The organism is Streptomyces sp. 378 (assembly GCF_030124145.1).
Taxonomy (GTDB): Bacteria; Actinomycetota; Actinomycetes; order Streptomycetales; family Streptomycetaceae; genus Streptomyces.
In genome coordinates this window covers 1-12,621 of sequence record NZ_JASKMS010000037.1, presented here as the reverse complement: position 1 = coordinate 12,621, position 12,621 = coordinate 1, and the positions used below count along the sequence as shown (strand labels likewise).

General features: G+C 71.3%; 17 protein-coding genes and 1 pseudogene. 6 read left to right on the top strand and 12 right to left on the bottom strand.

Annotation, left to right across the window (positions count from 1 at the left end; genetic code table 11):
• Positions 1 to 459 carry a PPC domain-containing DNA-binding protein gene (locus QNO09_RS34445; RefSeq protein WP_283974167.1) on the top strand — a complete coding sequence of 153 codons (459 nt, stop codon included), beginning with the start codon at positions 1 to 3 and terminating at the stop codon, positions 457 to 459.
• Here the strand turns inward: QNO09_RS34445 and QNO09_RS34440 are convergent.
• The gene (locus QNO09_RS34440; RefSeq protein WP_283974166.1) at positions 446 to 1,069 is read right to left on the bottom strand and encodes a nucleotidyltransferase domain-containing protein; all 624 of its coding nucleotides are present in this window, start codon (positions 1,067 to 1,069) and stop codon (positions 446 to 448) included. The genes QNO09_RS34445 and QNO09_RS34440 overlap by 14 nt on opposite strands.
• A 329-nt stretch (positions 1,070 to 1,398) precedes the next feature.
• Here QNO09_RS34440 and QNO09_RS34435 point away from each other — a divergent pair, with 329 nt between their 5' ends.
• Entirely contained in the window at positions 1,399 to 1,881 is a 483-nt protein-coding gene (locus QNO09_RS34435) for an ATP-binding protein (RefSeq protein ID WP_283974165.1), read from the top strand.
• A gap of 82 nt (positions 1,882 to 1,963) precedes the next feature.
• Here QNO09_RS34435 and QNO09_RS34430 read toward each other — a convergent pair whose 3' ends face one another.
• The 4 genes and pseudogenes from QNO09_RS34430 to QNO09_RS40125 all read right to left on the bottom strand — a co-directional run.
• A complete protein-coding gene (locus QNO09_RS34430; protein ID WP_283974164.1) occupies positions 1,964 to 2,491 on the bottom strand; it encodes a hypothetical protein in 528 nt (175 codons plus the stop codon).
• 381 nt (positions 2,492 to 2,872) lie between these two features.
• Positions 2,873 to 3,424 (bottom strand): ImmA/IrrE family metallo-endopeptidase, encoded by a 552-nt coding sequence (locus tag QNO09_RS34425; protein ID WP_186282035.1) that lies wholly within the window; start codon positions 3,422 to 3,424, stop codon positions 2,873 to 2,875.
• Positions 3,421 to 3,678 (bottom strand): hypothetical protein, encoded by a 258-nt coding sequence (locus QNO09_RS34420; protein ID WP_283974163.1) that lies wholly within the window; start codon positions 3,676 to 3,678, stop codon positions 3,421 to 3,423. The genes QNO09_RS34425 and QNO09_RS34420 overlap by 4 nt, the downstream gene beginning before the upstream one ends.
• A gap of 90 nt (positions 3,679 to 3,768) precedes the next feature.
• A pseudogene (locus QNO09_RS40125) lies at positions 3,769 to 3,855 on the bottom strand (hypothetical protein); the annotation flags it as partial.
• Here QNO09_RS40125 and QNO09_RS34415 point away from each other — a divergent pair.
• Entirely contained in the window at positions 3,823 to 4,206 is a 384-nt protein-coding gene (locus QNO09_RS34415) for a WYL domain-containing protein (protein WP_502962383.1), read from the top strand. The pseudogene QNO09_RS40125 and the gene QNO09_RS34415 overlap by 33 nt on opposite strands.
• A 257-nt stretch (positions 4,207 to 4,463) precedes the next feature.
• Here QNO09_RS34415 and QNO09_RS34410 read toward each other — a convergent pair whose 3' ends face one another.
• The 3 genes from QNO09_RS34410 to QNO09_RS34400 form a co-directional block, all read right to left on the bottom strand.
• A complete protein-coding gene (locus QNO09_RS34410; protein ID WP_283974161.1) occupies positions 4,464 to 4,808 on the bottom strand; it encodes an amphi-Trp domain-containing protein in 345 nt (114 codons plus the stop codon).
• 61 nt (positions 4,809 to 4,869) lie between these two features.
• Positions 4,870 to 5,094, bottom strand: a complete 225-nt coding sequence (locus QNO09_RS34405; RefSeq protein ID WP_283974160.1) for a hypothetical protein — start codon at positions 5,092 to 5,094, stop codon at positions 4,870 to 4,872.
• A 44-nt stretch (positions 5,095 to 5,138) separates the two neighbouring features.
• Positions 5,139 to 5,372 carry a DUF8825 domain-containing protein gene (locus QNO09_RS34400; RefSeq protein WP_283974159.1) on the bottom strand — a complete coding sequence of 78 codons (234 nt, stop codon included), beginning with the start codon at positions 5,370 to 5,372 and terminating at the stop codon, positions 5,139 to 5,141.
• A 123-nt stretch (positions 5,373 to 5,495) separates the two neighbouring features.
• Between QNO09_RS34400 and QNO09_RS34395 the strand changes: the two genes are divergently transcribed.
• Together QNO09_RS34395 and QNO09_RS34390 are read left to right on the top strand one after the other, a co-directional pair.
• Complete coding sequence (locus QNO09_RS34395) at positions 5,496 to 5,717, top strand: hypothetical protein (RefSeq protein WP_283974158.1); 222 nt, start codon at positions 5,496 to 5,498, stop codon at positions 5,715 to 5,717.
• A gap of 93 nt (positions 5,718 to 5,810) precedes the next feature.
• A complete protein-coding gene (locus QNO09_RS34390) occupies positions 5,811 to 5,969 on the top strand; it encodes a hypothetical protein (RefSeq protein WP_283974157.1) in 159 nt (52 codons plus the stop codon).
• 13 nt (positions 5,970 to 5,982) lie between these two features.
• Here the strand turns inward: QNO09_RS34390 and QNO09_RS34385 are convergent, their stop codons facing one another.
• Genes QNO09_RS34385 through QNO09_RS34375 form a run of 3 tightly spaced genes read right to left on the bottom strand, consistent with a single transcriptional unit; the run spans position 5,983 to position 9,432 of the window.
• Positions 5,983 to 6,468 (bottom strand): MSMEG_6728 family protein, encoded by a 486-nt coding sequence (locus QNO09_RS34385; RefSeq protein WP_283974156.1) that lies wholly within the window; start codon positions 6,466 to 6,468, stop codon positions 5,983 to 5,985.
• 17 nt (positions 6,469 to 6,485) lie between these two features.
• Entirely contained in the window at positions 6,486 to 6,938 is a 453-nt protein-coding gene (locus QNO09_RS34380) for a DUF4383 domain-containing protein (protein WP_283974155.1), read from the bottom strand.
• Positions 6,939 to 6,951: 13 nt separating this feature from the next.
• Entirely contained in the window at positions 6,952 to 9,432 is a 2,481-nt protein-coding gene (locus QNO09_RS34375) for a SpoIIE family protein phosphatase (RefSeq protein WP_283974154.1), read from the bottom strand.
• Between the two features lie 158 nt (positions 9,433 to 9,590).
• Between QNO09_RS34375 and QNO09_RS34370 the strand changes: the two genes are divergently transcribed.
• Positions 9,591 to 10,559 (top strand): DUF72 domain-containing protein, encoded by a 969-nt coding sequence (locus QNO09_RS34370; RefSeq protein WP_283974153.1) that lies wholly within the window; start codon positions 9,591 to 9,593, stop codon positions 10,557 to 10,559.
• On the opposite strand, the gene QNO09_RS34365 is transcribed toward QNO09_RS34370, so the two are convergent.
• Entirely contained in the window at positions 10,459 to 12,294 is a 1,836-nt protein-coding gene (locus QNO09_RS34365; RefSeq protein ID WP_283974220.1) for a copper resistance CopC/CopD family protein, read from the bottom strand. The genes QNO09_RS34370 and QNO09_RS34365 overlap by 101 nt on opposite strands.
• Between the last annotated feature and the right edge of the window lie 327 nt (positions 12,295 to 12,621).

Genomic DNA, 12,621 nt, shown 5'->3' with positions numbered 1-12,621 from the left:
ATGCGCGCTCACGAGCTGACCGTCGGCCGTACCTTCGGCGTCACCTTCGACCACGGGGAGGACTTCTTCGAGGCGCTGTCCACCTTCTGCCGGGACAACGACGTACGGCAGGGCTACATCCCCTCGTTCATCGGGGCCTTCGCGGAGGCCGAGATCGTGGGTGCCTGCGAGAAGCTCGCGGACCCCGACGCACCGGTCTGGGCGAAGACATACGTCACCAACGTCGAGGCGTTTGGCGCCGGCACCCTCGCCCATGACCCCGCCACCGGCGAGATACTCCCGCACATCCACGTTTCCGCCGGCCTCAAGGCCCAGTCGGCCGACGGCAGGACGAGCCATCTCCTCGGTGCCAAGGTCCAGTTCCTCAGCGAGCTGCTGATCGTGGAGGTCACGTCGCCCACCATGACCCGGCCCCGGAACCCCGACCTCTACGACGTTCCGCTGCTCACGTTCGGCTGACCGGAAGGAGTCGGCGAAGCCAGGGGTGGTTGGGCGCGATCACCTTGATCGCGTCCGCCAGCCAGGCGCGTGCCGGAGCGTCGAGCAGCGGCAGTACCGCTTCGAAGTCGGTCTCGTCCTTGTCCCGGGTCGCCTTTGCCTTGTAGAAGAGCTGCACCTCGGGTGCGAGATACGGGATGCCCGCCTCGCTCGTTCGCCCGAGCTGGTCGATCGGGAGCCGGATCTCCGGGGTGCGCCGCGAGACCCACTGGGTGCCCTCGGCCTCGTCCAGCATGAGCTGCACCGACCAGGGCGCCTTGGATGTGCGGCGGCACCAGATGTCGTGAAGCGGCGGCCGAAGAACCTCTCCAGGACGCCACGGCCGCAACTCCCCCTGGCCGGGCGGATCCGCCACGTGCAGGTCCCAGTCGGCCAGCAGTTCATGTAGGAGGGCCTGGTCACGCCGGAGGACGAGGACGTCGAGATCGCCGTGTGCGCGCAGCCCGCGGCCGACTGCGAGTTCGATCGCGTAGCCCCCGGCGATCCACCATGGGAAGTCCGCCTTGGCGAAGACCTCGGCCACATCCTCGGGGCGATCCGGCACCCAGCATCCCAACACGTCAGCACTCACCCGCCCATACTCCCAGTGAACCAGACGGGCAGAAGCGCAGGCCGACATGGGTCGGCGGTCTCGCTGGAGTCGCCTTGTCGCTCGTTGGCCCCTCGCGCTCATAAATGCCCATGAGCATCAGGGGTACCGGCGGCCATCGTTGAGTGCGTGTCTCGCGACCGGCTTCGTGGCTGGGACCTGAGCCACGATCCTCCTGGTGCCGCGCGCCCGAAGCCGGGGTGCTTCCTGCAGCCGTACGCCTCTCAGCGGCGTACCTGACGCCCTTCCGCGACCACGTCGCAGCTCCGGGAGACGGCCACCGACGTCACCCATAGGAGGTCCGCCGTCTGATGATCAGCGCGCCGTCCACCGCTCTTGGCCTCGTGTACCGCTGGACCGACCACACCATCAACCCGACGGGCGAAGCCCGCGCGGTTCTGCGACGTGTTCTCAAGGATCTGGGCCTGTCAGGAGACGTCATCAGCGACGGAGTCCTGGCCGTCTCGGAGCTCGTGGCGAACGCGCACGAGCACGCGTGCGGCCCGTACGAGGTACACCTTCGCTCCGTTGCCGGAAGATACATTTGCGAGATTCACGACGGGAATCCTCTTCTTCCTACGGACCTCTACCTGGCTGCCGTGCCCTCGCCGGAAGCCACCGCGTCGGAGATAGTGAGCGGGCTGCTCACTGAGCGCGGACGGGGCCTGCACATCGTGAACGAGCTGACCCAGGGACAGTGGGGGTTCCAGGTCACGAACTGCGGAACCAAGGCGGCCTGGGTGGTGCTGGCCGAGGCTTCGGCTGCGATGGCTACCCGAGGCGGTCAGACCTGACGAACGTGCCGATGCGGCAGATGCTCCCCGCAAGGTCGTCGAGAAGGTCGGTGATCGCGTAGTGGCGATCATCGATCTGAAGCTACCCCTCGCTCGCCCGCGAGCGGAGACGCTCGTTCTCCCTCTCCAGCGCGGCTACACGTTGCTCAAGCTCCACACGGGTCGGCTTCTTTCGAGGCGGAGAAGCCGCTGGCTTCGGAGGAGAGGGCGGTTTACCGGCCAGCCCGATGGGCTCGAAGGCCACGATCCCTGATGGGTCCTTCCCGCACTCCGGGCACTGCTCTGACGACGAGCCGTGCAGCGTGGGCTTGCCATTCTCGCGATGCCGCCGAGTCTCGACGATGTGGCCGCAATAGAGCCGTACGCGCCACCGCATGATGTGATGCTCAGGCGTCTTGCAGCTATGCAGCATGTTCAGCACCTTTTCTACGACAGCACGGCGATCTGCTGCGAGCACAGGGTCTGCCCGCTCTTCGGCCTCCTCCTCAGCGGCGTGCTTCTCCACCCAATGTCTGATGTCCTCCCACTGCTTTTGCTGTCGGTGATCGGCTCGGGTGAGCTGGTAGTCCTCCAGCGGACAGCCGTAGCTCTCGTACTCCACCTCACGCATGGCCGAAACCGTAGCCCTGGGCAGTGGAAGGCTCAGGCGGAGTTCGCTCCCGATCGGCCGTGGTACCGCACTGATTAGAGCTGACAGCCGACGAGCGTGAAACGGCCGTACGCGACCGAGTGGACCCCGTGACCAGCCCGGAGCCCACTCGACCACAGTCGATTCTCGAAACAAGCAGCGCAGATTTCGGGAGCTACCCCACGGTGGGATCGCCTGGCGCCCGCTGAGCATCGACGTACCGTCAGGCCGCTCGTAGGCGCGCGTCGTTCATCGCTGGTGGCCGCCCGGCATGCGCAGAGCCCGCCAACCGAAGTACTTGCTGGCTCCCGAGCCACGTCCCGGCGATAAGCGGCAGAGTGACAGCGTCTACCTCCGGCACCGTCAGCGCCCTCTGACCTGTTTGGCCACCCCAGTGGTGTTGTACCGGTACCGGGCCATCTCCTCGGTCACCCCGTAGTGCTCGGCGATCTGCGCCGGCCCCCACTGGCGGCGGACTGCGCCGAGCAGCAGGGGGCGGGGAAGCATGAGTGTTCCGCCAAAGGCAGTGGCTTGTTCTTCCTCGTCGGGGCGGCAGGTCCTGAAGGGCATGCCATTGACTTCGCGGATCTCGGTGAGGTCATGCTTCAGGACGAGGTGGGAGAGCTCGTGGGCCACGTCGCTGGCCCTGCGACCCGGGGTTCGGAGCGGGTTGGTAACGACGATGTTCCTGCCGGAGACCTGGAAGGTCGCGGCGGAGAAGGCGTACGCCTGGACCCGTTCGAGTTCTTCGAGGCGGGTGTGGCTGACGAGCTTCTCGGCGCTGACGATCTTGACCTTGAGGTGGGCGGCGAGGTCGTCGACGTTCAGGGCATCGGTGTCGCTGAGATCGAGTTCGCGGCGCAGTCGGAGGGCTTCTCGTTCGGCGTTGGCCTTGAAGCCTCGAGGGAGGGTCACAGTTCGCCTGCTTCGACGAGTCGTTCGAGTTCGGTGTTCATGTCGGTGAGCAGGGCGGCGAGCCGCTGGGGGACGCCAGGACGCAGCACCGAGGCAGCCCGGAGGTGGCAGGCAAGGGCGGGTACGGCGGGGACCGCCTCCTTCGCGAGGGCGTCGTAGAGGTCGCGCAGAACAGAGCTGATCTTGTTCGCCGCGTCGTCGGTAAGCCGAGGGTCAGCGTGGAGGTGGGTGATGGCCTGGTCGAGGGGCGACACCTGGCGGGTGGCGGTCGGGGTGAAGAAGCGGCTCGGGGAGACGCCGAGCCAGGCGCAGAGGCGAGTGAAGGTGGCGAGGTCAGGCTGAGCGCCGGCTTCGACCCGGGTGAGCGTGCTGAAGCTGACGCCCGCTTCGGCGGCGGCCTGCCGGCCCGGAAGACCGACGGCCGGACGGATCAGGCTCCGGCGACGGCCGACCTGCGTGCCCTGGCCACTCGGCTGAAGACCGCGCCACCGGCCTCCCCGCAGCCCGACCCGTACAACGGCATCCCCTTCGACAGCGACACCGAGGAAATCATCGCCGGGTACGCCCGTCAGCTATCCCTCACCGACGTTCGTCAGCTGGCCCATGCCGTGAGCGAAGGCCAGCCGGTCACCATCGAATACGTCGCCGCCTCGGGCAGCCGCACCATACGGACCCTCAGCGAGCTCGATTTCGACCCGCCCTACCTGCACGCCTGGTGCCACCTGCGAAACGACGAGCGTGTCTTCACCCTCTCCCGCATTCACGGCGTCTTGCCCGGGTAGCCGCGGTCTCGGTTCTGGTCTCATTCGCCCCCGTCCGCCGCCGTCCGAAACTTCCCTCAGCACCCGCTCCACCGCAGGTCAGCACGTCCCCGGCCCTCGCTGAACCCCCGGACGAACCGTTGGAAAGCGTGTTGGGGGCAACGTCTCACGTCCGTACGAAGCGCGCCGCAAGCCGCCAACGCGCACGGGAGGAACCTGCCCGTGCGGCACCCGCCGATCACGGGAATACGCCATTCTTGAACCGGCGGCGCGTCCGCTCACGGCTTCTTCGACGCGGACCGTTTCTCGCCCCGGCTTCGACCCGCCGGGGCGGGCGCGTTCTTCCGCTGGGGTTTCTCCGTGCGGGCGTCCGTGCGGGGCGGCGTCGCGGGCGCCGGGGCGGTCGGCCACTTGAGCTCGATCTCCAGCTCGATCTCCCCGTCGCCGATCTCGACCTCCATCTCGCTGTGGAGGTCGTCGGGGATCCGCAGGCCCAGCGTGCCGGGGCCGAGATCCAGCTCGGCGTCCCCGCCCTCTCTCAGGGCGTCCGCGAGTGCCGTGAGCTGGTCGGCGGCCTCCTGGCGGGACAGCGAGCGCTTTTGCTCGTACTTGAGGTCCTTCATGGGGCCCTCCGGTGTGACGCAGAAGAGTGGTTGAACCCGGTGTGGCGTGCTGTGGCGCGGGTCAGTCGCCCGTCTCCGGGCCCCAGCGCTCGGGGCCCACTCCGTGCCAGTCGATCCACGGCGCCTCCGCCACGTCCGCCGGGTCGATCTCCAGGCCGGCGCGGCGGAGGAACTCCGCGACGTCGGTCACGTTGTGGGCGAGTCCGAGGATCTCGCCGTCCACGCGCACCCGCCGGCCGCCCGAGGGCGAGGGCGGATGCACGATGACGCGAATCGATCCGGACATGCCTTCAGGATCGTCCGGGATGTACGGCCCCGCAGGTCGGCGCGTCATCCGTCGAGCCGCTCACTGGTGTTCCCGGCCGACCGCCCCAGCTCCCTCAGCTCCGTCCAGGCCGCGGGGGCCGGCCGTCGCCGCTGCCAGGAGGGGTGGAAGAACGTCCGGGCCGACAGCCGGTACAGGCGACGGCGCAGCTCGGTGCGGCCGGGCCGGTCGGCGAGCCGGCGGTAGGTGGCGGTCCACTCCCGCTGCGCCCGGACAAGATCGTCGGGAAACGTTCGCATGGCCGAATTCAAGCATGTGTTCGAATTTCTGGGCCAGTGCGACGTCTCTCGTACGTCTCGGTTCGGGCACTGCACGTGGACAGCCGCAGCGCGAGGGGCATGAGTAGGCGCATACTGAGGTCAATGACTAAGCCTGCTGCTCCCAAGCGTCATTTGCCCACCAGCCCCTTCAAGGCGCCGGTCGCCCCCGCTCCCAAGCACTTCGCCGTGGGTGACCAGGTCACGCACGACATGTACGGGCTCGGCCGGGTCATCGGTATGGAGGAAGGAATCGCGGCGCTCGTCGACTTCGGGTCGGCGCAGATGCGGATCCTGAGCCCTTACGCCAAGATGACCAAGCTGTAGGACCTTCGTGCCCGGTCAGGGCACGCCTGGCCCTCCCCTGGGCCAGTAACGGAAAAGAGACCTCTCATCGAACCGACTTCGTTGTTCTCCGCTGTGGAAGGGCAACCCGACCGTTCCAGCGCGGCGTCGCCGCCTCCGGCGACCAACCCCTTCCAGGCCCCGGACTTCGGGGAAGACGACACCTTCCCGTTCGAGGACGTGACGGAGCAGCCCACCACCTCCGGGCGCCCGGCACGCCGCAGGGCCGCCTGACTCCGCGAGACCGTCAGGTCCCGGAAGTCTCCCCACCCGTGCGGTCCGAGGCCGGCCAGATATAGGGCAGGTCGTCCGGTACGCCCGGGAAGAGGTCCGCGTAGGTGGCGGGGTCCTTGCGGACCAGAGCCGAGCGGTGGCTTTCGTGGAACGGGTCGTCGCCGAGCCAGGGCGGGACTTCGCCGTCGGCGGCCAGTGTGTGCTGGTCGCGGATCGGGGCGTGCGGGCGGGTCGCCGCGAGATCGGCCACCAGCGTGGCCGCACAGGTGTCCTGGTGGCCCTGTTCACGCCAGACGCGGCAGATCTCCAGGCCGTAGCGGACCAGCGCCTCCTCGTAGCCGAGCCACATCCTGACGGCCGGGTGGCGCCGCCACCCGTAGCCGGGGACCACCAGGCCGCGCAGGACCTGCAGTGCCTCGACGCGTTGTTTGCCGAGGCGGCGGCGGTCCAGGGCCAGGGCCGTGGTGCGGAAGTCGGGGTAGGGCAGGAAGGTCTGCATACCGTCGTGGGTGATCCCTACCGTGCGCCGGCGCGGGTGGAGCGCCGGCGGAGAGCCAGAGCCAGGCCGATCATGACGATGCCCAGGACGAAGTGGAGCCAGTCGTCCGCGGTGTTGAGCGGGATGAAGTTGGCGTCGCTGTCATGGCCGACCGACAGCCCGTACACCCACAGCACCAGATAGACGGCGCCACCGACCAGCAGATACGAGTACGCCCCGGCGGCCGTGCGGGACAGGGCCAGACCGGCGAGGCCATAGGCCAGGTGCACCAGGTTGTGCAGGATCGAGACCTGGAACAGGCCGAAGAGTTCGGCGCCCGACTCGTGGGAGGCGAACTCCATCGAGCCGTAGTCGGTGGTGATGCCGGGGATGAAGCCCAGCACGCCGACCAGCAGGAAGACGACGCCGAACAGCAGGGCGGCCTGCTGGACGGGGGTGCGTACAGCCCGGTGGGACGTGTGTGTGGTCATGGCCGGTGCCTCCTCACGGGCGGGACAGGGTCTGTTCCGCCCAGATGGTCTTGCCGGTGGCGCCCTGGCGGGTGCCCCAGCGCTGGGTCAGCTGGGCGACGAGGAGCAGGCCGCGGCCGCCCTCGTCATAGGTGCGGGCGCGCCGCAGGTGGGGAGCGGTGTTGCCCCCGTCGGAAACCTCGCAGATCAAGGACGTGTCGTGGATGAGGCGCAGCCGGATCGGCGGCTCGGCGTGCCGGATGGCGTTGGTGACGAGTTCGCTGACGACCAGTTCCGTGACGAACACGGCGTCGGAAAGACCCCACCGCTCCAGTTGCGCCACCACGTCCTTGCGGGTCCGCGCGACCGCGGACGGGACGGCCGGCACCGCCCAGGTGGCGACCTGGTTCGCGTCGAGCGCGCGGGTACGGGCGATCAGCAGGGCCACGTCGTCGGCCGGGCGCCGGGGCAGCAGGTCGGTGAGGACCGTGTCGCACAGCGTCTCCAGTGAGCCCGCCGGGCGGGCCAGGGCCTCCCGCAACCGGTGGACGCCGGTGTCGAGGTCCCGGTCGGCGGTCGCGATCAGGCCGTTGGTGTAGAGCGCGAGCAGGCTGCCCTCGGGGAGGACGACCTCGGTGGCCTCGTACGGCAGACCGCCCACGCCGAGCGGGGGCGCGGCCGGGAGCCCGACGAGGTCGACGGCGCCGTCGGGGCTCACCACGACCGGTACGGGATGCCCGGCCCCGGCCAGGCAGCAGTGCCGCGTCACCGGGTCGTAGACGGCGTACAGGCACGTGGCCCCGACATCGGCCGACGCAGTGCCGGTGGAGCCCGCCGTGCCCGGCTCGCCGTCGTCCTCCTCGGTGTTCAGGCGGGCGACCAGGTCGTCGAGATGGGTCAGCAGCTCGTCGCACGGCAGGTCGATGTCGGCCAGGGTGCGGACCGCCGTGCGCAGCCGCCCCATGGCCGCCGAGGCGTGCAGTCCGTGGCCGACCACGTCGCCGACGACCAGGGCCACCCGCGCCCCGGAGAGGGGGATGACGTCGAACCAGTCCCCGCCGACACCGGCGTGGCCGCCCGCCGGGAGGTAGCGGGAGGCGACGTCGACGGCCGCCTGCCGGGGCAGCCGCCTCGGCAGCAGGCTGCGCTGGAGGGTGACGGCCGTGGCGCGCTCGCGGGCGAAGCGGCGGGCGTTGTCGATGCTGACCGCGGCCCGGGCGGCCAGTTCCCCGGCCAGGACCAGGTCGTCGTGCCGGAAGGTCTCCTGGTTGTCGTGCCGGACGAAGAAGGCGACGCCCAGCGTGGTGCCGCGGGCGGCCAGCGGCACGGTCATCGCGGAGTGGACGCCGAACGCCCGGACCCGGGCGGCGCGGGCCGGATCGCGGGCGAGCCAGGCGGCGAACGCCGGATCGGTCACCTCGTGCAGGGCGGGCCGTCCGGTGCGCAGGCTCTCATAGGGCAACGAGCCCGCCGGGTAGGAGTCCACCGCGCCGGCCGCCACGGCCGACTCCGGGGCGCCGGGGGTCACGGACCGCAGGGCGGCCCGGCGCAGCAGCAGCGGCCCGTTCTCCGGGACCGCCCGCGCGGGCGGCTCCGGCGCGTCGTCCAGCGCGGCCAGCAGATCGACGCTGACGAAGTCGGCCAGGGCCGGGACGGTCACGTCCGCCAGTTCCTGGGCCGTGCGCGTCACGTCGAGCGTGCTGCCGATGCGCCGGCCGGCCTCGGCGATCAGCTGGAGGCGCTTGCGGGCCCAGAACTGCTCGGTCATGTCGTGTGCCGACAGGCAGACGCCCTGGACGGTGCCCTCGTGGTCGCGCAGCGCCGACATGAAGACCGACCAGGCGTGCTCATGGCTCTCCCCCGGGGCACGCAGGTAGTTCTCCGCGTACTGCGGCTCGCCGGTCCGCAGCACCCGGGCCATGTCGCGTTCCGCCCGCAGGCCGGCGTCGTCGTCGACGATCTCCGACACGCGCAGGCCGCGCATCTCCTCCTCGGTGAGCGACATGGAGCGCTCCATGTCGGCGTTGGCCCGGCGCAGCCTGAGCCGGGTGTCGTAGATCGCCTGGGCGCAGCACGGGGACTGGGCGAAGCTCCAGCTCACGAGGGATTCGTCGAGGTCGGCCCGCGGCTGCCGGCCGGTCAGGGCCGAGACGATGAGCCAGGCCGGGGCGTCGGCGCCGGGTGGCCGGTGGTGGGCGAGGATCCCCACCGTCAGTTTCCGGCCGTCGCGGTGCCTCAGCGCGACGTCGCCGTTCCAGCGCGCCAGCCCGGCCAGGGTGGGCAGGCCGCCGCGGACCGGGATCGGCTCGGCCAGCAGATCCGCGGCGCGGTGGCCGGTCACCTCCCCGGCCGCGTACCCGAGGAGCCGCTCGGCGCCCGTGTTCCAGCCGGTCACGATGCCGTGTTCGTCGACGCAGACCCGGGCCGTCAGCGACGCGCCGACGAGGGCGTCGAGGGCTTCGGGCGCTTCCCCGAACGGCCGGGTGCCCCGGCCGACGGTGACGGGCTGCTCCATGATCGGTCATCTCACTCTCGGGAGAATCCAGCCATAGCCCCAGGCATGGGCTGATATGACCTGCTTAGACCTGCTTACCCCGATTGGTGCGGGTATCACCGGGGCGTCCCCACGAGAAGCGGAGCCTGCCGCCGCCCGGCCCGGGTATCCGCTCCCCCATGGGTGAGATCCGCGTGGGCACGTGTTCCTGGACCGACCGGGCGCTGGTCGGCAGCGGCTGGTATCCGGCGGGGCGGCGGGACGCCGAGGGGCGGTTACGGCACTACGCCGAGCGGTTCCCGGTCGTCGAGGTCGACGTCTCGTACTACGCGCTGCCGAGCGAGCGGAACAGCCGGTTGTGGGCCGAGCGGACACCGGACGGGTTCGTGTTCGATGTGAAGGCCTTCTCGCTGCTGACCGGGCATCCCACCCGGGAGGCGGTGATGCCGGACGGGCTGCCGGCCGAACACCGGGACCCGGCGGTGCTCGACGAGGTGTGGGCCCGGTTCGCGGCCGGGATCGCGCCGCTGCGGGAGGCCGGACGGCTCGGGAGCGTGCTGTTCCAGTTCCCGCCCTGGTTCCGGCCCGGGCCGCGGGCGGAGGCGTTCCTCCGGGAGTGCGCCGAGCGGACCGAAGGCTGGCCGCTCGCCGTGGAGTTCCGGCACCCCTCCTGGTGGGAGCCGGGGCAGGACGAGGTGACACAAGCCCTGCTGGTCCGGCACGGCATGGCCGCGGTCGCCGTCGACATGACGCAGACCCTGCCCTCCTCCGTCCCGCCCGTCACCCCCGTGACCTCGCCGCGGCTGTCCGTCGTCCGGTTCCACGGCCGCAGCGCCGCCTGGGGGACCGGCAGCAAGGAGGACCGGTTCCGGTACGTCTACGCCGAGGAGGAACTCGCCGGGTGGCTGCCCCGCGTGCGTCGGCTGGCCGAGCGGACCGAACAGGTCCACGTGCTGTTCAACAACTGCTGCGGCGACGCCGCCGTCAGCGCCGCCGAGACCATGACACGGCTCCTCGGCGACGATCCGCCGGCGGCGGTGCGGCTGCCTAGGGCTCGATCCGCACCCGACGCTCGACCGACACCTGGTCCACGTCCGACACCCGCACCGTCGTCTTCATCGTCCAGTCCCCGGGGAGCGGCAGGTTGACGGAGTTGGTGCTCCAGTAGCCGCCCCGGTCGGTGAGTTCGGCGTCGATCGGTCCGATCTTCCGGGAGGGCAGGGTGAAGGTGATGCGGAGCTCGGGGACGACGACCAGGCCCTCGTCGGAGCCGTGGACCACCGCTTGGATGCCGTTCTCGCCGACCCGGGCCGGATCCAGGGTGACCTGCACCGCGCCGCGGCCGGCCAGGGTCGCGGCGCCCGTGTCGAAGGGCACGGTCGTCTGGGTGGTGGGCGGGAGCGAACCCGCGGGGGCCTGCTCGGCCGCCTCGGCCTGGGCGCGGCCCGGCAGGGTTCCCGTGAGCACGGTCGTGATCATCAGCACCACGGCGGCGACGGCGACTTCGACGAGCACGGAACGCCGCAGGCGGCGGCGTTGGTCGTCCCGGTCGGCGTCGGACGCGGCGGGCTCCTCCACCGGCCCACCGGGTCCCTCCGGCTCCCCGGGTTCGCCGAGCCCCTCCGGCCCCTCCGGCTCCCCCGGCCGCCCGGGTCCGCCGGGTTCCGCCGGTGCGCCGACGGACTGCGGGACCCGGGCCGGTGCGGCCGCCCGGACGGCCGCCGCCGGGGCCGCGAGCCGCTGCGTCCAGCGCCGCGAGTAGCCGGCCACCAGCAACAGCACGGCCACCCCGGCCAGTTTGGCGAGCAGCAGCCGCCCGTACGGCGTGCTCGTCAGCGCGAAGAGGGAGCCCAGGCCGCGCCAGGACTGGTAGAGGCCCGTGACGGCCAGGACGGTCACCGAGGTGAAGGCGATCCGCGAGAAGCGGGGCACGACCTCCACCAGGTCGCCGGAGGCGCGGCGCAGGGTCAGCAGCAGCGCCACCAGGCCGCCGAGCCAGACACCGGTCGCCAGCAGGTGCAGTACGGACGACGCCATCGCCAGCGGCACCTGGATCCCGGCGGAGGCGTGCTCGGCCGCCGCCCAGGTCAGGGCCAGGGCGGCGGCCAGGGCGGTGCCGGTCGCCAGGGTGGCCGGCCCGCGTCGTTCACGGCGCCCGGACAGCCGTACCAGGAAGGCGGCGGTCAGCAGGAGGATGACCAGCCGGGCCAGCAGGGCCTCGCCGGGGCGGCCGGTGAGGGTGCGGCCCAGGGCGGAGACGTCGAAGGCCGAGGCCGGGCCCGTGCCCGTCTCGTAGGGGGCGCGCAGCAGAAGCAGGACGGCCGTCGAGCCCAGCAGCGTCCACCAGGCCGCCACCAGCGGCCGGCGCAGCGGGGAGGTGTCCGCGGGCCGGCACAGCAGCGCGAACGCCGCCGTGCCGACGAGCAGCGCGGCGGCGAGGTAGGCGAGGTAGCGGGCGGCGTCGTAGAGGCCCCGGGTGAGCGGGTCCTCGGCCGGGCCCGTGTCGAGCTGGGCGGTGGTCGCGGAGCGTTTCCCCACGGAGAAGCTGAAGGCGCCGGAGACGGGGTGGCTGTCGGCGGAGACGACCCGCCAGGCCACCGTGTAGGTGCCCTGGGCGAGCTTGCCGGGCAGGCCGACCCGGGCCGTGTCGGAGCGGCCGTCGGCGTGCGTGGCCTCGCCGGTGTGGACCCGGCGCTGGTCGGGCCCGAAGACCCGGAAGGAGTCGTCGAGCAGGCCGACGGACTCGGTGAAGGTCAGGGTGACGTGGCGGGGGGCCTGGCGGAGGACCGAGTCGTCGCCGGGGTCGGTGGCGCGCAGGGCGGCGTGCGCGGACGCGGGGGCCGCCCCGGCGAGGAGCAGGACCAGCACGGCGCCGAGCAGCACCAGGGCCTGACATCGCCGGGGGTGTCCGGCATCGCGGTCCTCGTTCCGGCGTTGGTCCACGTCGTTCTCCGGGGTCGGGCTGGACGGCTCCGCGTTATGTACGCACGGGATCGGTGCGGCGCTCAACGGGGTGGGGGCGTGGCTAGGCCCCTTCTGACGGATCTCCGCGGCGTCGCGACGCCCGGCACGCTCCCCCGTTCTCGGCTTCGCTCGAACGGGAGGGGCCCCCACCGCCGCACCGCGCGAAAGCCCAAGTAGCTCCGCTACGAGGGCTTCAACGCGGCACTCCCCCAAGCTCTTCGAGCAGGGGGGACCCCCAGAGCACGC

Coding starts and splice junctions, on each gene's coding strand:
- QNO09_RS34445 (WP_283974167.1), top strand. CDS start 1: ATGCGCGCTCACGAGCTGACCGTCGGCCGTACCTTCGGCGTCACCTTC.
- QNO09_RS34435 (WP_283974165.1), top strand. CDS start 1,399: ATGATCAGCGCGCCGTCCACCGCTCTTGGCCTCGTGTACCGCTGGACC.
- QNO09_RS34430 (WP_283974164.1), bottom strand. CDS start 2,491: ATGCGTGAGGTGGAGTACGAGAGCTACGGCTGTCCGCTGGAGGACTAC.
- QNO09_RS34410 (WP_283974161.1), bottom strand. CDS start 4,808: ATGAAGGACCTCAAGTACGAGCAAAAGCGCTCGCTGTCCCGCCAGGAG.
- QNO09_RS34405 (WP_283974160.1), bottom strand. CDS start 5,094: ATGTCCGGATCGATTCGCGTCATCGTGCATCCGCCCTCGCCCTCGGGC.
- QNO09_RS34400 (WP_283974159.1), bottom strand. CDS start 5,372: ATGCGAACGTTTCCCGACGATCTTGTCCGGGCGCAGCGGGAGTGGACC.
- QNO09_RS34395 (WP_283974158.1), top strand. CDS start 5,496: ATGACTAAGCCTGCTGCTCCCAAGCGTCATTTGCCCACCAGCCCCTTC.
- QNO09_RS34385 (WP_283974156.1), bottom strand. CDS start 6,468: ATGCAGACCTTCCTGCCCTACCCCGACTTCCGCACCACGGCCCTGGCC.
- QNO09_RS34380 (WP_283974155.1), bottom strand. CDS start 6,938: ATGACCACACACACGTCCCACCGGGCTGTACGCACCCCCGTCCAGCAG.
- QNO09_RS34375 (WP_283974154.1), bottom strand. CDS start 9,432: ATGGAGCAGCCCGTCACCGTCGGCCGGGGCACCCGGCCGTTCGGGGAA.
- QNO09_RS34370 (WP_283974153.1), top strand. CDS start 9,591: ATGGGTGAGATCCGCGTGGGCACGTGTTCCTGGACCGACCGGGCGCTG.